Annotated in this window: 16 protein-coding genes; 13 read left to right on the top strand and 3 right to left on the bottom strand. The window is 74.1% G+C overall.

The genetic code is table 11. From position 1 onward, the window contains the following. Positions 1 to 11: 11 nt before the first annotated feature. From JK361_RS03000 to JK361_RS02990, 3 genes are read left to right on the top strand one after another with little or no spacing between them, the layout of a single operon-like run. Positions 12 to 1,469: an NCS2 family permease gene (locus tag JK361_RS03000; protein WP_201814016.1), complete on the top strand. Its 1,458-nt coding sequence runs from the start codon at positions 12 to 14 to the stop codon at positions 1,467 to 1,469. 41 nt (positions 1,470 to 1,510) lie between these two features. After that, positions 1,511 to 2,224: an XdhC family protein gene (locus JK361_RS02995; protein WP_201814015.1), complete on the top strand. Its 714-nt coding sequence runs from the start codon at positions 1,511 to 1,513 to the stop codon at positions 2,222 to 2,224. Positions 2,225 to 2,280: 56 nt separating this feature from the next. Further along, the gene (locus JK361_RS02990; RefSeq protein ID WP_201814014.1) at positions 2,281 to 2,919 is read left to right on the top strand and encodes a LysE family translocator; all 639 of its coding nucleotides are present in this window, start codon (positions 2,281 to 2,283) and stop codon (positions 2,917 to 2,919) included. A gap of 199 nt (positions 2,920 to 3,118) precedes the next feature. Here JK361_RS02990 and JK361_RS02985 read toward each other — a convergent pair whose 3' ends face one another. Beyond that, entirely contained in the window at positions 3,119 to 3,559 is a 441-nt protein-coding gene (locus JK361_RS02985; protein ID WP_201814013.1) for an SRPBCC family protein, read from the bottom strand. 206 nt (positions 3,560 to 3,765) lie between these two features. On the opposite strand from JK361_RS02985, the gene JK361_RS02980 reads away from it, so the two are divergent. Next, positions 3,766 to 4,779, top strand: a complete 1,014-nt coding sequence (locus JK361_RS02980) for a DUF2278 family protein (protein WP_201814012.1) — start codon at positions 3,766 to 3,768, stop codon at positions 4,777 to 4,779. A gap of 21 nt (positions 4,780 to 4,800) precedes the next feature. Here the strand turns inward: JK361_RS02980 and JK361_RS02975 are convergent, their stop codons facing one another. After that, on the bottom strand, positions 4,801 to 5,577 hold the full coding sequence (locus tag JK361_RS02975; protein WP_201814245.1) for a polysaccharide deacetylase family protein: 777 nt from the start codon (positions 5,575 to 5,577) through the stop codon (positions 4,801 to 4,803). A 164-nt stretch (positions 5,578 to 5,741) separates the two neighbouring features. Between JK361_RS02975 and JK361_RS02970 the strand changes: the two genes are divergently transcribed. The 9 genes from JK361_RS02970 (at position 5,742) to JK361_RS02930 (ending at position 18,611) form a co-directional block, all read left to right on the top strand. Further along, positions 5,742 to 6,386 carry a phosphoribosyltransferase gene (locus JK361_RS02970; protein WP_201814011.1) on the top strand — a complete coding sequence of 215 codons (645 nt, stop codon included), beginning with the start codon at positions 5,742 to 5,744 and terminating at the stop codon, positions 6,384 to 6,386. 483 nt (positions 6,387 to 6,869) lie between these two features. Next, entirely contained in the window at positions 6,870 to 8,558 is a 1,689-nt protein-coding gene (locus JK361_RS02965) for a trypsin-like peptidase domain-containing protein (protein WP_201814010.1), read from the top strand. Next, on the top strand, positions 8,555 to 10,810 hold the full coding sequence (locus tag JK361_RS02960) for a serine/threonine-protein kinase (RefSeq protein ID WP_201814009.1): 2,256 nt from the start codon (positions 8,555 to 8,557) through the stop codon (positions 10,808 to 10,810). The genes JK361_RS02965 and JK361_RS02960 overlap by 4 nt, the downstream gene beginning before the upstream one ends. A gap of 31 nt (positions 10,811 to 10,841) precedes the next feature. After that, positions 10,842 to 12,479, top strand: a complete 1,638-nt coding sequence (locus tag JK361_RS02955) for a vWA domain-containing protein (RefSeq protein ID WP_201814008.1) — start codon at positions 10,842 to 10,844, stop codon at positions 12,477 to 12,479. Beyond that, positions 12,476 to 13,849 (top strand): GlnX family signal transduction membrane protein, encoded by a 1,374-nt coding sequence (locus JK361_RS02950; RefSeq protein ID WP_236052332.1) that lies wholly within the window; start codon positions 12,476 to 12,478, stop codon positions 13,847 to 13,849. The genes JK361_RS02955 and JK361_RS02950 overlap by 4 nt, the downstream gene beginning before the upstream one ends. Continuing rightward, entirely contained in the window at positions 13,846 to 15,165 is a 1,320-nt protein-coding gene (locus JK361_RS02945; RefSeq protein ID WP_201814007.1) for an ABC transporter substrate-binding protein, read from the top strand. The genes JK361_RS02950 and JK361_RS02945 overlap by 4 nt, the downstream gene beginning before the upstream one ends. 351 nt (positions 15,166 to 15,516) lie before the next feature. Then, positions 15,517 to 16,869: an AbeC-like domain-containing protein gene (locus JK361_RS02940; RefSeq protein ID WP_236052331.1), complete on the top strand. Its 1,353-nt coding sequence runs from the start codon at positions 15,517 to 15,519 to the stop codon at positions 16,867 to 16,869. Between the two features lie 4 nt (positions 16,870 to 16,873). Further along, entirely contained in the window at positions 16,874 to 17,272 is a 399-nt protein-coding gene (locus tag JK361_RS02935; RefSeq protein WP_201814006.1) for a hypothetical protein, read from the top strand. A gap of 190 nt (positions 17,273 to 17,462) precedes the next feature. Continuing rightward, positions 17,463 to 18,611, top strand: a complete 1,149-nt coding sequence (locus JK361_RS02930) for a winged helix DNA-binding domain-containing protein (protein ID WP_201814005.1) — start codon at positions 17,463 to 17,465, stop codon at positions 18,609 to 18,611. Between the two features lie 163 nt (positions 18,612 to 18,774). Here the strand turns inward: JK361_RS02930 and JK361_RS02925 are convergent, their stop codons facing one another. Next, entirely contained in the window at positions 18,775 to 19,566 is a 792-nt protein-coding gene (locus JK361_RS02925) for a S1 family peptidase (protein ID WP_201814004.1), read from the bottom strand. Positions 19,567 to 19,694: the final 128 nt, after the last annotated feature.

The following is a 19,694-nucleotide window of genomic DNA, read 5'->3' as shown; positions in this document are numbered from 1 at the left end:
GAGATGGCACCATGACCCAGCAGTCAGTGGAGCCCAGGACCGCGTCCGAGGACGCCGGCGACGGCAGTCGCGTCCCGGCCGGACGGTCCTGGCTCGACCGGTACTTCCACATATCCAGAAGAGGATCCACGGTCGCGCGAGAGGTGCGCGGCGGCATCACCACCTTCATGGCGATGGCGTACATCCTCCTGCTCAACCCCCTCATCCTGTCCGGCAAGGACGCGGCGGGGGACACGCTCGGCCAGAAGGCGCTGATCACCGCGACCGCGTTCGCGGCGGCCTTCACCACGTTGCTGATGGGCTTCGTCGGCAAGGTGCCGCTGGCCCTCGCCGCCGGCCTCTCGGTCTCAGGCGTCCTGTCCTCACAGGTCGCCCCCGAGATGACCTGGCCGCAGGCCATGGGCATGTGCGTGATGTACGGCGTGATCATCATGCTGCTGGTCGTCACCGGCCTGCGCGAGATGATCATGAACGCGATCCCGCTCGCGCTCAAGCACGGCATCACCATGGGCATCGGCCTGTTCATCGCCCTCATCGGCTTCTACAAGGCCGGCTTCGTGCACCAGGGCAAGGCCACCCCGCTCACCCTCGGCCCCGCCGGTGAACTCGCCGGCTGGCCGGTGCTGCTCTTCGCCGGGACCCTGCTGCTGATCTTCATGCTCCAGGCCCGCAACATCCCCGGAGCCATCCTCATCGGGATCGTCTCGGGCACGATCGTCGCCGCCGTCCTCAACGGGCTCGGCGTCATCGACACCAGGCAGTGGGCCAACGGTGCCCCCGAACTGCACGGCAGCGCGGTCTCGATGCCCGACTTCTCACTCTTCGGCAAGGTCGAGTTCGGCGGCTGGGGCCAGGTCGGCGCGATGACGGTCGGCATGATCGTCTTCACCCTCGTGCTCGCCGGGTTCTTCGACGCGATGGCCACCATCATCGGTGTCGGCACCGAGGCGAACCTCGCCGACGACAAGGGCCGGATGCCGGGCCTGTCCAAGGCGCTGTTCATCGACGGCGCCGGCGGCGCGATCGGCGGCGTGGCGGGCGGCTCCGGCCAGACGGTGTTCATCGAGTCGGCCACCGGCGTGGGCGAAGGTGCCCGTACGGGCCTGGCCTCCGTCGTGACGGGTCTGTTCTTCGCGGCCTGTCTGTTCTTCACCCCGGTCACCGCGATCGTCCCGCAGGAGGTCGCCTCCGCCGCCCTGGTCGTCATCGGCGCCATGATGCTGATGAACGCCCGGCACGTGGACTGGGCCGACCGCGCCACCGCCATCCCGGTGTTCCTGACCGTCGTCCTGATGCCGTTCACGTACACCATCACCACCGGTGTCGCCGCGGGCGTCATCTCCTACGTCGCCATCAAGGTGGGGCAGGGCAAGGCCCGCGAGATCGGCGCTTTCATGTGGGGACTCACGGTCGTGTTCCTCGTCTACTTCGCCCTCCATCCCATCGAGGGCTGGCTGGGCGTGCACTAGCCGCCCCGCCCCGTCCGCGAACTCGCCAAGGAGGCCGACGGATGCCGGACATCGCCGAGCGGCTCGACCGGTGGGTCGGGCAGGGCCGTGACTTCGCCGTCGCCACCGTGGTGGCCGTCGGAGGCAGCGCCCCGCGGCCGCCCGGCGCCGCCCGCGCGGTGGACGCCGACGGCACGGCGACCGGTTCGGTCTGCGGCGGGTGCGTGGAGGGGGCCGTGTACGAGCTGTGCCGGCAGGCGCTCGGGGACGGGGAGACCGTCCCCGAACGCTTCGGGTACAGCGACGAGGATGCCTTCGCCGTCGGGCTCACCTGTGGCGGCGTCATCGACATCCTCGTCACGCCGGTCCGGGCGGACGGTCCCGCCCGGCCGGTGTTCGCGACCGCGCCGGCCGCCGCCGCCCGTGGGGAGGCGGCGGCGGTCGCGCGGATCGCCGAGGGTCCGGCGCGGCTGCGGGGCCGGACCCTCCTCGTGCGTCCCGACGGGTCGTACGACGGCTTCGGCGCCCACCCCGAACCGGACCGCAACGAGCGCCTGCGCGCCGTCGGCGTCACCGAGCTGGAGCCGGCCCGGCGGCGTTCCCCGATCGGCCTGGACCTCGGCGCCCGTACCCCCGAGGAGACGGCGCTGTCCATCGCGGCGGAGATCGTCGCGGGCCGGCGCGGCGGCAGCGGGATCTCGCCGACCGGCGCGCACACCCCCATCCACCGCGACACGGCCGTGCGGCCGGCGGGGCGGATCGGGTCGGTGGCCTGAGCGAGCGCCGGAAAAGCCGTTGCCGGCCGGGGCCGCCCCCGTGCTTGCATGGGGCCATGGTTACCCCCGACCGGCTGGCGGCCTTCGCCGTCCTCTCCTTGCTGCTGATCGTGGTGCCCGGCCCCAGCGTGCTGTTCGTGATCGGACGGGCCCTGGCCCACGGCCGCCGCGCCGCGCTGACCACGGTCGTCGGCAACACGCTCGGCGCGTATCTGCTCGTCGTGGCCGTGGCGCTCGGCGTCGGCTCGATCGTCGAGCGTTCCGTCCTCGTCTTCACCGCCCTCAAGCTCGCGGGCGCCGCCTACCTCGTCCACCTCGGTGTCAGGGCGTGGCGGCGGCGCGGCTCGACGGGGGAGGCGTTCACCGGGTCCGGCGCGGCGCGCGGCGGCCTGCGCACCCTCTGGGAGGGGTTCGCGGTCGGCGTGGCCAACCCCAAGACGATGGTCTTCTTCGCTGCCGTACTGCCGCAGTTCGTGGACCGGGAGCAGGGGCACGTCCCGGCGCAGATGCTGCTGCTCGGGCTGGTCTTCAACGCCATCGCGGTGGTCTCCGACGCCGTCTGGGGACTGGCCGCCTCCGCCGCCCGGGACTGGTTCGCCGGGTCGCCCCGGCGGCTGGCCGCGATCGGCGGCGCGGGCGGGCTGACGATGATCGGCCTGGGCGTGACGGTCGCCGTGACGGGGCGCAGGGACTGAGACCTGGCGTGACGGTCGCGGTGACGGGCCAGAGGCCTGAGACCTGGGCGTGACGGGCCGCGAGCACTGTGGCCATGGGCGTGACGGTCGCGGTGACGGCCGTGAGGCCTGAGACCTGGGCGTGACGGGCCGCGAGTACTGCGGGCCTGGGCGTGACGGTCGCCGTGACGGGCCGCGAGGACTGAGGCACCGGACCTGGTCAGGGCCGCCCGAGCAGCCGGTTCGCGGCCCGCCCGAACATCAGGCGGGCCGTTCGCTCCAGTACGCCGTCGAAGGCACGGGGCAGGAAGCGGACCCGCAGTTCCTCGCGCCACACCACGCGGCTACGGCCCCCGGGCCCCGGCCGGACCTCGATCTCCGCCCAGCCGAGGATCAGCCGGCCCCGTTTCTCCAGCCGGCACAGGCCGCCCTCGCCGGCGGCCGGCGGCTGCCAGACCGTCACCTCCATGACGTCGTCCAGGGCGAGCGGGCCGACGCCGGAGCGGGCCACGAAGCGCGTGCCCTCGCGGGTCGGCGCGGGCGTGAGCACCCTGATCCGGGTCAGCGGGACCGCGTCGGCGTGGCGGGGCCACTCCGTGAGCCGGCGCCACGCCTCGTCGAGCGGAAGCGGGGCCGTACGTTCGAGGGTGAAGACGGGCACGGCACGATCGTAGGCAATGGGCGCCGGTGACCGGCCTGTTCGCCGCCCCGTGTCACCGATCCGCCTCGGCCCGCTCGCGTAGCGGGTGTCCACGAGGAGACGTATTCTGAAACAGCCGGTGCGCGGGGCGGCGCCACGGCCCTCCTCCTCCTAGGCTTCCTGCCATGGGCCGGGCATTCCGCCCGCCTCCCGGGGGAGTTGATCCTATGCCGTTGAAGACCTACGGCGTCCTGCTCGCCCGCGCCGTCGACACCCGGCGCGAGGGTGCGAGGGAGACACCGCACTACCAGATCCACCTCGTGGACGACCACGGCACCCATTACCGGGCCGCGGTCAACGTGCTCTCGCAGGAGCACCCCTCCGAACTGCTCTACGTGGTCGCCGACGACTTCCGGCACCCGCTGACCGCCCGTCTGGAGGACCTGCCGGGCGGCTGGAACACCCTGCCGGCCGGTCCCGGCGGACCGAACCTCGACTTCGTGCGGGGCAACCTCTTCGACCCGGCCACGATGCGCCCCATCCCGCCGGACGTCGCGGGCCCCGACAACGACCTCGCCGACCTGCTCGACCACTACGTACGGCGCGCCGTCGACGACCCCGCCGCCCGGGTGTACCTCTTCGGCGCCCGCTTCGGCCCCGAACCCAGCATCAAGGACAAGGTGTTCGGGTTCCTGCCCGGCAACGGCGTGCACGACGTCCACATGAACCAGGGCAACAGCCACCGGTTCCGCGGCGACGACGGCGTGTGGCAGGACGGCGGGCTCCTCCTGCACTTCCCGGGGCAGTCCCGCTGGGTCGGCATCTTCCTGGCCTTCCAGAGCCAGTCCTGGCACACCGACGACACCACCGGGCACACCCTGGACGAGGTGGACGGCACCCGGCCCGCGGCGGGCACACAGCCCGTGCGGATCGTCGCGGCGCTGGTCAACCCGAAGGGCCCCGCCCCCGAGGCGGAGACGGTGACCCTCCTCAACGCCTCGCCGGACCCGGTGGACCTGACCGGCTGGCGCGTCGTCGGCCGCCTCGGCCATGGGACGCAGGTCCCGGCCACGGCCCCGCTCGCGGCCGGTTCCTGCCTCACCGTGCCGCTCGCCACCGACGTCCAACTCGGTAACCACGGCGGTGAGATCACGCTGCTCGACGCCGCCGGACTCAAGGTGCACGGTGTCTCCTACACCGGCGACGAGTCCGCTCGCGAAGGCTGGACGGTGGTGTTCTGAGGGATACGGCGCGCGGCCCCGTCAGGGGCGGTACACCTTGCCGGGCTCGGCCTTGCCGGGCGCCAGCAGCTGAGGGACCGTCACGAAGACGTAGCCGCGCGCCTTCAGCGCGTCGATGATGCCGGGCACGGCCGGCACGGTCCCGGGATAGATGTCGTGCAGCAGGATGATCCCGTCCCGGGAGGACTGCTCGAGGACACGCTTGGTGATGAGCGCCGAGTCGTTGGTCGTGTAGTCCTTGGCGGTCACGCTCCACAGCACCTCCGCCAGGCCCAGCTCCTTGCAGATCTCGTGGACGTTCGCGTCGGTGCGGCCCTGCGGCGGGCGCATCAGCGTCGGCTTGCGCCCGGTGAGCCGCTCGATCGCGTCGTTGGGCCGCTTCAGCTCCTCGCGTATCTGCGCGTCGGATATGCGGGTGAGGATCTGGTGGTCCCAGGTGTGGCTCGCGACCTCGTGGCCCTCCGCCGCCATCCGCTTGACCAGCTCCGGGTACTTCTCGATGTGCCGCTTGCCGAGCAGGAAGAAGGTGGCCGGGACCTTCTTCTCCTTGAGGATGTCGAGCAGCCGTGCGGAGTTCTCGCTGGGGCCCGCGTCGAAGGTGAGCGCGATGCACTTCGCCTCGCGGCAGTCGACGGTGCCGAACCGGGCCGGGGCCCCGTGCGCCCCCTCCGCCGCCTCGGCGCGCGCGGTGCTCGGCGCCGTCGTGTCGACCTGGGCGCAGCCGGAGAGGGCGAGCGTCAGGCAGGCCGCGGCGGACGCGAGGGCCCAGCCGCGCAACCTTCGGGCCGTTCCGCGCATCTTCCTTGGCGCGTGATCCGGCGTCGGGGGCGTGTCGATCAGTAGAGGCATGCCGGGACTATACACTGCGTGTATAGTCCAATTGTTCGAATGCTCTGGAGTGGTCGCGGGGCGGGAGCACCATGGAGGCAGGGGGCGGAGACACCCCGGCGGAAGGACCACCCATGCGCTTCCGGGACCGCGCCGAAGCCGGCCGGGCACTCGCCGGACTGCTGAGCGACCTGCGCGAGCGGGGCGACCTCGCCGACCCGGTCGTCGTCCTCGCCCTGCCGCGCGGCGGGGTCGCCGTCGCCGAGCCCGTCGCCCGGGCCCTCGGCGCCCCCCTCGACGTGCTCGTCGTCCGCAAGATCGGCGCCCCCCACCACCGGGAGTTCGCCGTCGGTGCGCTCGCCGCGGACGATCCGCCGCTCTTCGACGCCGACAGCCTCGGCCACCTCGGCCTCACCGAGGACTCCCTCGCCCCGGCCGTGGACCGGGAGCGCGAGGAACTGCGCCGCCGCGAGCGGCGCTACCGCGGCGACCGGCCGCCACCGGACCTGAAGGGCCGCACGGTCATCGTGGTCGACGACGGCCTCGCCACCGGCGCCACCGCCCGTGCCGCCCTGCGCCACATCCGGCGTCGCGAGCCCGCCCACCTCGTCCTCGCCGTACCCGTCGGCGCCCCGGACTCCCTCGACGCGCTCGGCACCGAGGCCGACACGGTCGTCTGCCCGCACCGTCCTGCGGCTTTCGCCGCGGTGGGCCAGTGGTACGACGACTTCGGGCAACTGAGCGACGACGAGGTGGTCACGGCCCTGCGCAACGCCTGACCCGGCACCGCCCGCGCCACCGGCACCCCACCGCCGAGCCCCTGCGAGCCCCCGTAAATCCCTCCGGCCCCAGCGTGGCCGCCCCGGCGTGGCCCGCTCCCGCGCCGCCAGCTCCCCGCGTGGCCCGATCCCGGCGCTCCCCGGCTCCTCGCGTGGCCCAACTCCCCGTGTAGCCCGGCTCCTCGCGTGGTCGAAGTCCCCGTGCGGCCCGGCTTCCCGCGTGGTCCGCTCCGGGCGGCCCGGCTCCTCGCGTGGTCGAAGTCCCCGGGCGGCCCGGCTTCCCGTGTGGCCCGCTCCCGCGCTGCCCGGCTCCTCGGGTGGCCCGGCTCCTCGCGTGGTCGAAGTCCCCGGGCGGCCCGGCTCCCGGCGTGCCCCGCTCCACGCCGCCCCCTTCCCCGCGCGGCCCGCCCGTGATCGCCCGGCCGGCCACGATCCCGTGCACACCAGTAGTACCGAACCGGTACTCGGAGTAACCTCGGGACCATGACGCGCACGGGGGAGCGAGTCGGAACAACGCGATTACGGACACCGGCCTGGATCGCGCGCATCGAGACGCCGGACGGCCTGGTCCTCGGCGCGGGCGTGCTGCTCGCACCCCAACGGGTGCTCACCGCCGGCCACGTCGTCAGCCCGGGTCACCACTACACCGTCCGCCTGGTCGCCTTTCCCGACCTGGGTGCCGTGACCGCCGCCGTCCGCCCCGACGAACACGTGCCACAGCGCGAGCACCTCGGCGACCGCAGCGGCGACCTCGCCCTGCTGCGCCTGGCCGCACCGCTGCCCGCCGAACACACCACACGGCTCTACCGGCTCGCCGCACCCCACGGCCCCGTCAGCATGTACGGCTTCCCGGCCGGCGACGACGGCGGGCGCTGGCACGGCGCCACGCTGGTCGCCGCCCGCGGCCGGGACAGCCAGGTGCAGCTGCGCCCGACCACCCCCGGCGAACTCGCCGCCCCCGGCTTCAGCGGCGGCGGCGTCGTCGACCACGCCACCGACCAGGTCATCGGCATCGTCCTCAGCGTCGACGAGGGCCCGGGCTCCGCCTTCAGCTACATGAGCCCCACCGAGACCATCCTCAGCCATCTGCCGCAGGCCGCCGCCTGGACCGACGGCGCCGAGGCCGTCGACCCCCGGCTGCGCACCGGCACCGGCGCCGCCCCCGGCCGGCTCGACGTCCCCTTCGCCACCGAACTCGCCTCCTGGTTCCGGGGCGAGGGCTGGCCCGTGCTCGTCACCGTCGTCCCCGACCGCGGCGACCGCGCCTGGACCCTCCAGCGGGCCGTCACCCTCGCCGACCGCGAGCTGCGCACCCACCGCAACACCAGCGCCGTCAGCCAGGACCCGCCCGAGACCGTGCCCCCCGCAGGCGGCCACGACCTCGCCCTGGACGTCAAGGGGCTGACGGCCGGGGAGGTCATGGACCGGATCGCCGAACGCCTCGGCATCCGCGACGACCCCCGGCCCGAACGGCTCGGCGCCCTGCGCGTCCCGCTCGCCGCCGTGCTGGTCGCCGTGGACCAGGCGGCCGACCCCGACGCCCTGCTCGGGCTGCTGGACCGGCTCGCCGGGCAAGGCGCCCGGCTGCTGCTGGCGTTCCGCCACCCGGGCGAGCGGGCCGCCCGGACCGCCGAGCTGCTCGTCCACCGGCCGCTGCGCGACCGCTGGACCCGGCTGCGCGCCGAACTCGACCGGATCACCGAGGAGCTGGGCCCGGCACTCGACGTCCGCCGGGACCGCGTGCAGCCCGGCCCCGGCGGACGCCCCCTGCTCGACCGGGCCGAAGCCGGAGTCCGGCGCAGCCAGATGCTGCGCGCCTGGTTCACCCACACCCCCGACCGCGAGCACGAACCCGGCCGCGCCGGCGAGCTGTTCACCTACGAGGACGCCGTCGGCCGCCGCCGGCGGCGCCTGGAGGAGGTCATCGGCATGCTCGACGACCGGCTGCGCCGCCGCGAAGAACTCCTCGGCCGAATCGGCGCGGAGTGGCCGCTGTGCCGGCAACGGGCGGCCACACAGGGCGACCGGGTCATGGCCGCCTACCGGCTCTACGAGGAAGCCGTGTCGCTGCTGCGGCAGACCCCCTGCGACATCGAACGGGCCGAGGCCGCCGTCGAGCGGTTCGTCGGCTTCTGCTCCGCCACCCCGGACGAAGAGGAGGGCGCGTCATGACCTCGTGCGTCCGGCCCGGCTGCGCGGGCCGCATCATGGGCACCGGCTACTGCGACACCTGCGGCCACCGGCACGCCGAGCCGCGCACCGAACCACCGGACAGGCCCGCGGCCCGGGCCGGCACCGCCGAGGAGGCACCCGGCCCGGCGGCCGTGCACGCCGTCGCCGGAATCGGCGAACTCGACCAGCACGGACTGGTCGTCCTGCCCGAGGTCCCCGTCCCCGACGACGTACTCGTCGAGGACCCCCGCCTGCCCACCGGCGGCCGCCGCTGCGGCGCCGACGGCTGCGACATGACCATCGGCATCGGCTACGGCGGCCAGCCCGCCCGCGCCACCGGCCGCTGCCCCCGCTGCGGCACGCCCTACTCGCTGATGCCCCAGCTCGTCACGGGCGAGGTCGTCGCCGACCACTACAAGGTGCTCGGCTGCCTCGCCCACGGCGGCCTGGGCTGGATACACCTCGCCGAGGACACCCGCGCCGACGGCCACCGCGTCGTCCTCAAGGGCCAGATCAACGTCCACGACGCGCTCGCCCGCCGCACCGCCGTGGAGGAGCGCCGCTCCCTCACCGATCTGCACCACCCCGACATCGTCCGCATCATCACCTACGCCGAACACAGCGCCCCCGGCCGCACGCCCACCGGCTACCTGGTCATGGACTACATCGGCGGACGCTCCCTGCAACAGCTCTTCGACGCCGACGACGTCGAGCGGATCTTCCACGGCCGCCCCCGCCTCGACCACGTCCTCACCTACGGCTGCAAGATCCTCGGCGCCCTCCAGTACATGCACGAACGCGGCCTGCTCTACTGCGACATGAAGCCGTCCAACGTCATCCACTTCGGCCGGGCCGTCAAGGTCGTCGACCTCGGCGCCGTCCGCGCCATCGGCGACCGCACCTCCGCCTACGTGTACACGGCCGGCTTCGCCCCGCCCAAGGACGAGATCGACCAACGGGGCTGGCACGTCGACAGCGACCTCTACACCGTCGGCATGACCCTCCAGGCCCTGGCCCGCGGCACCGAAACCGCCCGCGGCCTCGCCCCCGACTCCTTCCGCCGCGTCGTCGCCCGTGCCACCCACGCCGAACCCCGGGCCCGGTACCGCTCGGCCGCCGAGATGTCCCGCCAGCTCTGGGAGGTCCTGCGGGAGTTCCGCTCGCTCCAGTTCGGCGAGCAACTGCCGGAGGCCTCCACCCGGTTCCGCGCGTCCGGCGCCCGCCTCGACGCCGGCCTCGGCGCGATCCCCGCCCTGGACCACTGGACCGGACGCCCCGCCGGGCGGCCCGCCGGCCTCGACGTCTCCCCGCCCGCCGCCGCCGAGGTGGCCGGCGCCCTGCCCGAGCCGGTCCCCGACCCCGACGACGGCGCCGCCCTGCTGCTGGACTCCTTCCCGCCCGACGCCCCCGACCGGGTCGCCCGGCAGTGGCCCCGCGAATCCCGCCTCGGCACCCCCGAGACCGCGCTGTGGCTGTGCCGCGCCTACCTCAGGAAGGGCGAGCAGCAGGCCGCGGAGAGCTGGCTCGCCGAGGCCGAGACCCAGCTCGGCGAACGCGCCGCCGCCCACGACTGGCGCATCGCCTGGCACCGCGGCGTCCTGCACCTCAGCAAGGGCGAGGTGGACCTGGCCGGCGCCCGCTTCGACGCCGTCTACCAGGCCCTGCCCGGCGAGTACGTGCCCAAGCTGGCCCTCGGCTACTGCGCCGAACACACCGACGGCGCACGCCCGGCCCGGGCCATGCGCTACTACGAGGCCGTCTGGAGACGGGACTCCGCGCACACCGCCGCCGCCTTCGGCCTGGCCCGCGGACACCTGGCCCGCGGCGACCGGGACGCCGCCGTCCACGTCCTCGACGAGGTCCCCGCCACCTCCCGGCACCACGACGCCGCCCGCATCGCGGCCGTACGCGTCCGCGCCGGCGTCCTGCACGGCAGCCCGCCCACCCCGGCCGGCCTGCGGGACGCGGCCCGGCGGCTGCCCGGTCTGCGGCTGGACGGCGGCGCGGCGGACGGCGAGTCCCGGGCCCGGCTGGTCGCCGAGGTCCGTGACAACGCCCTGCACAGCCGGCCGGCGCAGGGCTGGGGGCCGGACTTCCCGGCCGGCGACCTGCTCGGACCCGGGGACGAGGACGGCCTGCGCACCCGCCTGGAGCACTCCTTCCGGCAGCTGGCCGCGCAGGCCGGCACCGCCGGGGAGCACGGCCGGCTGCTCGACCTGGCCCACGCGGTCCGGCCGATGACCACCTTCTGACCACACCCACGAACCCGGGGAAGAGGCAGCGATGACCATGGCCGAGGAGACCGAGGTGACACTCGCAGTCGGTCAGCAGAAGGACCTGCCCGCCGTGCCGGACGCGGCCGGGCGGCACACCGACCGGGAGATGCACGCCATCCTGGAGATCGGGGTCCGCAGCCCGGAGGGCGTGGAGCACGCCGGGGCGCTCGCGCCCGGCACCGGGCCCGCGCTCGCCGAGGTGCTGATCGTCGACACCTCCCGCTCCATGCTCCATCCGGCGGCGAAACTGCACGCGGCCAAGGACGCCACCGTCGCGGCGGTCCGGATGCTGCCCGACGGCACCGCCTTCGCCGTGCTCTCCGGCCGGTTCGACGCCTCCGTGGTCCACCCCGGGCCCGGCCACCGGGTGCTCGCCGTCGCCGGGCCCGGCGAACGCGAGGCCGCGGAGCGTGCCGTGCGCATCCTGGACGCGGACGGCGGCACCGCCATCGGCGCCTGGCTCGAACTCGCCCGGCGGCTGCTCAAGGACCAGCCCGCGCCGGTCAAACACGTCCTGCTGCTCACCGACGGGCGCAACGAGCACGACGTCCGGTCCAGCCGGCCGCTGGAAGCCGTCCTCGACGCCTGTGCGGGCCAGTTCGTCTGCGACGCCTGGGGGATCGGCGACGACTGGGACGCCGAACTGCTGCTGAACATCACCCGGCGGCTGCACGGCCGCGCCCGAGCCGTCCGTGTGGAGTCGGAACTCACCGCGGCCTACGAGGAATTGATGGCCGGTCTGCTCGGCACCTCGGTGCCCGAGCTGCGGATCAGGCTGACCCCCACCCCGGGCACGGTGATCCGCCAGGTCAAGCAGGTGGTGCCGAACGAGCAGGAACTCCAGCCCGTCCCGGCGGGCCCCGGCGGGCGCGCCGCGGAGTACGTCACCCGTGCCTGGGGCGACGAGGTGCGGCACTTCCAGGTCGTCCTGACCGCCGACCCGGCCGGCCGGGAGAGGGGCGAGGACCTCCAGCTGGCGGCCGTGGAGATCGTCGTACCCGACGTAAGGCGTCCGGTGCGGCTGCCCGCGCCGCGCCCCATCCTGGTGCGCTGGACCGACAACCCGCTCGACGCCTCCCGGCGCTATCCCGGGGTCCGCCGGCACGAGCTGTACCAGCAGGCGAGCGCCGCCGTCGCCAAGGCCTACCGGGCCTGGCTGCGCGGCACGGACGGCCGGGACACGGCGGACCCCGAACTCGCCCGGGCGCTCGCGCTGGCCGCCGAACTGGGCGACGCCCAGCTGCTCGGCGCGCTCCGGCTGATCGAGGACACACCGGGCAGCGGGCGGATCCGCTCCGGCCTCAAGGACGTCGACTGGCAGCACCTGATCCTCTCCAGCGCCCTGACGACCCCGCCGGAGCCCGTAGCACCGGCCGCGCTGCCGGGCGGGCCGCGGCCCTCCGCGCGGACCGGCGCCGGGGCCTCCGCGCGGACGGGTGCCGGGGCCTCCGCGCGGACGGGTGCCGGGGCCCTCGGGCCGTCCGCGGACGCAGCCGCCTCTCCGCCCGGCTCCGCCGCCGGTCCGGCCGTCCCCGTCCGTCCCGACGGGCTCGTCGAGTGCCCGTACTGCACGTGGCTCGGCCCGGCCGACTCCGTCTACTGCGGCGGCGACTGCGGTCGGCCGCTGAGGGAGCCGTCCGCATGACCAACGGCAGAGACCCGCGCCCCGGGCAGGGCGGCGACAACAGCGGTACGGCCCCCGGGCGGGGCGGCGCCAGCGGTGCCGCGTCCGGGCAGGGCGCCGGCCACGGTGCCACGTCCCGGCAGGGAGCCGGCCACGGCACCTCCGCCGGCCACGGCGCCGGGTCCCGGGAGGGCGCGTCCCGGGAGGGCGCCGGCCACCACACCAGCGCCGGCCACGGCACCCCATCCGGCCACGGCACCCCATCCGGCCACGGCACCGCGTCCGGTCACGGCACCGCGTCCGGTCACGGCACCGCGTCCGGTCACGGCACCGCTTCCGGCGCGGGCACGCCCGCCCGCGCGCCCTCCGTGCCGAACCCGGGGGCGCACCCCGCGGACCGCCGCGGCCCCGGCCGGTGGCCCGGCCGGCTCGCCCGGCTGGCCGACCGGCTCTCCGGGGCCGGCCCGCGCCCGGAGGAGGGCGGCAGCACGACCGCCCGCGACCTGGCCGTCCGGCACCGCCTGCTGCTGACCCTGTCGGCCCTGCTCACCCTGTCCCTGTTCGTGTCGTACCAGGGCGTGCACGGTGACGCGAACCCGCTGCGCACCTCCAGCGCCCCGGCCGTCCTCTCCCTCGACACCGCGCTCTACGCGCTCGGCCAGGCCCAGCAGGACGCCGGCGCACCGGCCCCGACCAGCGACTTCCAGAAACAGATCTCCGTCGCCGCGCAGAGCCTCGCGGCCGCCGCGGCCGACGACGACATCGGCGGGCCGGCGGGCCGGCAGGCCCTTCAGACGGTCGCCGGCCTGATCACCGTCTACTCCGTCAAGGTCCAGCAGTCCCAGCTCCAGCCCGACGGAAGCGTGCTGCGCGAGGCGTACCTCAGCTACGCCACCAGCATCCTGACGGAGCGGGGCTCCGGGATACAGGCCCGCCTGAAGGCCCTGCAACGGCAGCAGCGTGCCGCGGTGAACCGGCAGACGTCCTTCGGCCCGCTGCTGTGGCTCGCCTGGAGCGCGACCCTGCTGCTCACCCTCGTCCTGACCGCGGCGCTGCTGGAGACCCAGCGCTTCCTGCGCCACCGCTTCCGGCGCCGCTACAACCGCCAACTCCTCGCCGCGCTCCTCGTGCTGCTCGCCGGTGCCGGTGTCGCCGCGCTGTTCACCGTGTGGACCCACCAGGGGATGGCGGACACCCGTACCCTGCTCGACCGCCCGCTGCCCGGGCGGCAGATCCCCGAAGCGGGGCGGCACACCGCCTCGTACCTGGCCGGCACCGGCTTCCGCGCAGCGGCGGCGGTGTGGATCCTGATAGGAGGCGTCCTGCTCATGGCACTGGCCGAGACGGGCCTGCGGCGGCACATCGACGACTACCGGTTCAGGCCCCGGTGAGCGCGCACCCCGGCGGCCCCCCGGCGGCCGCCCCCGGAATCCGGCCGCGCTCCCCCCGCCGCCTGGCCCGCACCGTCACCGTGGTGGCGAGCTGCCTGGCGCTCCTCGCGGCGGCCGTCGTGGTGGGCGTACGCGCCCTCGGGCAGGAGCCGACCGTCACCCTGCTGGCCAACTGGACCGGCGAGGACGAGCAGCACTTCCGCCAGGCGGTCATCGAGCCGTTCGAGCGGAAGTACCACATCCACGTCGACTACCAGGGCAGCAACGCCGAGAGCCAGGTGCTCGGCGCCGACGTCGAGGCGGGGACACCGCCCGACGTGGTGGTGCTCACCGGTCCCGGCGAACTCGCCGAGTACGCCCGCCGGAAACACCTCGTGTCCCTCGACGGCCTGGTGGCCCGCGAGGACTTCGGGACCTCCTGGGCCACCCCGCTGGCGGACGGGCACGTGTACTGGTTCCCGCTCAAGGCCGACCTGAAGAGCATCGTCTGGTACCCGGCCGACGTCGGCGCCCGGCAGCGCCGCCAGGCGGCCCACCGGCCCGACCAGTGGTGCCTCGGCATGGGCTCCGGCGCCACCAGCGGCTGGCCCGGCACCGACTGGATCGAGGACATCCTCCTCCAGCGGTACGGCCCGGACGTCTACGAGCGGTGGGCGCGCGGCGATCTGCCCTGGCAGTCGAAACAGGTGAAGGAGGCGTGGACCACCTGGCGCGACCTGGTCGGCGCAGGCGGCGACCCGGACCTGGTCCGGCGGGCCCTGAAGAACCCGTACCAGTCGGCCTCGGACCCGGTCGCCGCGACCCCGCGGGGCTGCACGCTGGAGCACCAGGCGTCGTTCATCCGCAACCAGCCCGCATGGCAGCACGCCGACGGCCGCTACGCCCCCTCCGCACAGCTGATCTTCGGAGCCCCCACCACCCGCGCCTGGGAGGTCTCCGGCGACCTGGTGGCCCTGCTGCACGACACCCCGCAGGCCAGGAAACTGATCCGCCACCTGGCCTCCGCCGACGTCCAACGCGCCTGGACCGCCGAAGAGTCCGGGTTCTCCGTCCACTCCGGCGTCGGGCCCGCCTCCGGCGGCTCCGGCTCCGCCTGGCACCGCTCGCTCGCGCTCGCCCTCCGCGACGAGCGGACGGCACACTGCTTCGATGCCTCCGACGCCATGCCGCCCGCGGTGCGCGACGCCTTCGCCGAGGCGACGATCGAATTCCTCGCCCACCCGGACCACTTGGACACCCTGCTGCGCTCCCTGGACACCCTCAGCGACACCCGGGGCCTGACCTGGCTCCCCTCGGTGTGCGACCGCACGTCGTAAATTCTTCAACCTCCCGCGGACCTCGGGTCCGCGGGAGCCGAAGACGGGTGGAAGAGGGGCAACCGGAGTAAAATGGGTGCGGTCCTGGGCGATCTGACGATCACACACGGCGCGTCACCGAACCTGCGCCGCAATTGAACGAAAATCCCCTAGGCGGTAGTGATGGACCCGTCCACCGATCCACGGGGCGGCGCATCCCGAGGCCGCCCGCCCGTTCCCCCGCGGCCCGTCCGGCCCCCGCCCGACCCGGCGCGGGCACAGGCTCCCCTCCAGGGCATACCGCAGCCGGCGCCCCCGGCGGGAGCACGCCTTCCCTTCTCCTACGACGTCACCCGGTACCTGTGCGTCGCGATGCACACCGACCACAGGCTCGCCCGCAAGGCGGTGTCCCGCATCGTGCACGAGCCGCGCCGCGCCGTGGCCTCCTCGCCCGGCGTGGACCTCGGCTGCGTGCTGCGGCACGCCCTGGCCGCTCACGACAGGCAGCGGCGGCAGGACGTCCTCATGGTCCTCCTCCTGCTCGCCATCCTGATCACCATGCCGTTCACCTTCGGCCTCTCCCTGGTCCTGGGCCTGCTCGTCGGCTGGGTGATCGTGGCCACCGAGATACTGTCCGTGCAGTACCGGATCGTCTCCCGGCAGCTGAAACGGGAGAATTTCGACCCCCGTCGGGCCCCCCGCCCCGCGAAGGCCACGGACGCCGCGCGCCTCGAGGCGATCGAACTGCGGGACCGTGGCAACGTCGTCGTCTCTTCGCGTTTCGAGCCCTTCGTCGGCCATGGACTGACCTACCGGACCTGGTCGTTCGCCCTGAACACCGGACGCCCCGAGACCGGCAAGCAGGTCGTCCCGTTCACCGTCCACGAGCTCTACGCCCATGTCTCCGCCCGGGTGGCCGCGCTCAGACTGCCCGGGATGGACATCGGTGACGTGCTCCTGGTCAACGGGGCCGACCTGCTGCTCGGCATCGACGACCGCACCCGCGCCGAGGTGCTGCGGAACCTCGCGGGACCACCCGGGGCGCAGGTCTCGGACGCCCTCCTGCGCGACCTGCGCAAGGACAGCAGCGGCCGGGCGCGGCCCTATCTGGCGATCCGTGTGACCGGCTGGAGCGGTGAACTGGTCAGCACGCTGTTCCTGCGGTGCGCGCTGCTCTCCGACAACGACACGGCGTTCATCGAGGGCAGCAACTGCCTGCTCACGCCCGTGCCGGAGAGGTACCGGACCGTCGACAGACAGCTGGACTCGCCGACCTTCCGGCAGTGGTGCGGGCTGATCACGGAGGCGGCTGTGTGCACACCCGTCCAGTTGGTGTGCGCGCCCTTCGCCATCCTCGGAGACCTCTGCGGCACGCTCGGCAGGCACCGCGCACAACGCCGCCAGGACCGCGCGATCCGCCTGCGCTCCTTCAACTACGGCGCCGAGTTCAGCCTCAGGGAGGAGGCGAGTGACTGGACCTTCCACCGGTACTTCCAGTCGCTGGACCGGGAGTTGTACGTCAAGACGATCGAGCACCGGGTCCTGGACGCCCTCGTGCAGTTCCTCGAGGACCACAACATCGACACCAGCGACCTGATCCAACGGCAGACCAGCATCTACAACTCCGGCCTCTTCGCGGGCCGCGACATCTCCATCCAGCGCTCCAGCGTGGGCACCGGAGGCGGCGGCCAGCGCAGCGGCCCGCAGCCCGCTCGACCGAGGTGACGTGATGCCGGACGACGCGCCGCACGAGGCCCCCGCCGCAGGGCGGCACAACAGCGGTATCCAGGCCGGCCGGGACGTGCGGATCGAGCGGAGCACGGTCGCCCTCGGCCACGCCACCGTGACCGCCGCCGTGACGCCGGCCGAGCACGCGGCGGCCGTCGCCGAACTGCGCACCGCCGTGGACCTGCTGCTCGACGAGCTGCGCCGCGACGAGGACAGCTACGAGGACGGGGCGGGGCTGATCGAGGCCGCCGAGCAGGTGCGGGCGGAACTCACCCGCGACGAGCCCCGCCGCAACGTCCTGCTGCGCTGGCTCGGCTACATCGCCCCCGGCGTCCACATGACCGCGGCGCTCGCCGCGGACGTGACGGCGATCCAGCAGGGCGTGACGGCCCTGTTCTGAACGGTCCACCGCCTGCCCCCGCCGGCCGGGGCCCGGTCGCCCGGCCCGCGGAGCGGCGCTCGGCGGGAGTCGCGCACAGCCACTGTCCGCCGGGGTCTTTCGTTCGCACCAGGCCGGATCAGGCCACGGTGCCGGGGCCCGCGAGCCCGGCGTGATCCGAACGAGACCCCGGTGGCGTTAGCGTGCGGCCATGACCAAGAGCAGCGCGCGGCGCAGCAGTTCACCCGCCGGTGACACGACGAGCGCCACGACCGCCCCGGTGCTGGACGTCCGCGCCCTGAACCGCGCCACCCTGGCCCGTCAGCTCCTGCTGCACCGCTCCACGCGGTCCGCCCGGGACGCCGTCGGTCATCTCGTCGGCCTCCAGGCACAGAACACCAACCCCCCGTACTACGCCCTCGCCGCGCGCCTGGACGGTTTCGCGCCGGAGCGGCTCTCCGCGCTCATGGCCCGCCGGGAAGTGGCCCGGATCGTCACTTTCCGCTCCACGATCCACACCCACACCGCCGACGACTGCCTCGCGCTGGGCCCGTTGGCCCAGCCGGCCCGCGACCGCGAACTGGGGAACTTCCGCAAGGGGCTGACCGGAGTCGACCTGGACCGGCTCGCGGCCGTCGCCCGCGAACTGGTCGAGGCCGCCCCGCGCACCCTGGCCCAGCTGCGCGAGGCGCTGGGGGCCGAGTGGCCGGACGCCGACCCGCGGGCCCTCGCCGTCGCCGCCCGCTGCACGCTCCCGCTCGTCCAGGTGACCCCGCGCGGCCTGTGGGAGAAGAGCGGACAGGCCGCCCTCACCACCGCCGAGCACTGGCTGGGCCGGCCCGCAGGGACGCCCGCGGAACCCGAGTCCGTGGTCCTGCGCTACCTCGCCGCCTTCGGCCCCGCCTCCGTGCGGGACATGCAGACCTGGGCCGGCCTCACCCGCCTGCGGGCCGTCTTCGAACGGCTGCGCCCCCGGCTGCTGACCTTCCGCGACCCGAACGGCGTGGAACTCTTCGACCTCCCGGACGCCCCGCGCCCCGACCCCGCCACCCCGGCCCCGCCGCGCTTCCTGCCCGAGTTCGACAACCTGCTGCTCTCCCACGCGGACCGCACCCGTGTGATACCGCCCGCTCTGCACGGCCGCAACTGGCGGGGCAACCAGGCGTACCGCACCCTGCTGGTCGACGGTTTCCTGGCGGGTCTGTGGAGGCTCGACCCCGGCGTCCTGGTCGTCGAACCGTTCGGCGAGCCGACGAGGGCCCAGCGCGAGGCGGTGACCGAGGAGGGGGAGCGGATGCTGCGCGTGCTGCACCCGGAGGCGTCGTACGACATCCGGTTCGGGGACGTCGCCGCACGGTGAGGCCGGCCGACGGGCGGACCGGCGACCACACCCGACCGGGCCTCGCCTCCGGCCGGGAGGCCGCGGTGGCCCGGACATTGGATCGGGGGCGTTGCGGGCCGCTCGTGGTGGCCCGCAACGCCCCCTGGCCGTCACCCGAGGGGTACTCGGGAAATCCTCCGGGTCACGAGTTGACCTGTGCGGTCACCAGGTCCGAGAAGGCGGTCAGCCGGGTGTAGACACCCGGGTAACCCGCCTCCGCGCACCCCTCGCCCCAGGAAGTGATCCCTGCCAGGACGCCCCCGATGATCAGGGGACCGCCGCTGTCGCCCTGGCAGGTGTCAACGCCACCGGACGTGTATCCGGCGCAAACCATGTCGGACTGGACGAAGTCCGAACCGTAGGAGGAACGGCAGCTGGAGTCGGAGACGACCGGGACGGTCGCGGTCCGCAGCTGGTTGGAGGAGCCGCCGTTCTCCGAGGTGGTGCCCCAGCCGAGGATCCGGGCCGTGGTGCCGGCCGCGTAGACGCCCGTCTGGGAGGAGGAGACGTACTTCGCCGTGGTGTACGGCATCGACGTCGAGAGGGTCAGCACGGCCACGTCGTCGCCGTTCGTGGCGTCCGTGTAGTCGGGGTTGACCCAGATCTTGCTGACCCGGCTCACCGTGCCGTTGGTGCCGTTCAGGTACGTCCGGCCGCCGACCACGCGGACGCTGCTCGTGCTCTCCCCGACCATGCAGTGTGCGGCCGTCACGACCTTCTTGGGCGCCACCAGGGTGCCGCCGCAGAACTGGTTCTGGGACGCGTCCGTGATCTGCATCATGAACGGATACGCGGTCGTCGTGGTGGTCGTACCGCCGACGATGGGCTGGGGGGCGGCGCTCGCCGTGGGGGAGGCGAGCAGCGCGGTCGCCGCTGCGGCGGCGGTGGCCACCAGCGTCGCGGCGGTCTTTCTGGCACGTCTGGGCCCGAACATGAGTCTCCTCAGTGGGGGTTGCACCGGTGGGGGATCGCGCGGGTGTGGGGGGTGATGCATGGGGGTCGCGGGACCGACCCCCATGTGCCCGGGCGAGCGGCACGCCCTTTACGCTAGGACCCGGCACC

This window comes from Streptomyces musisoli, assembly GCF_016741855.1.
GTDB classification, from domain to species: Bacteria; Actinomycetota; Actinomycetes; order Streptomycetales; family Streptomycetaceae; genus Streptomyces; species Streptomyces musisoli.
This window is presented reverse-complemented; position numbering and strand designations above follow the sequence as displayed.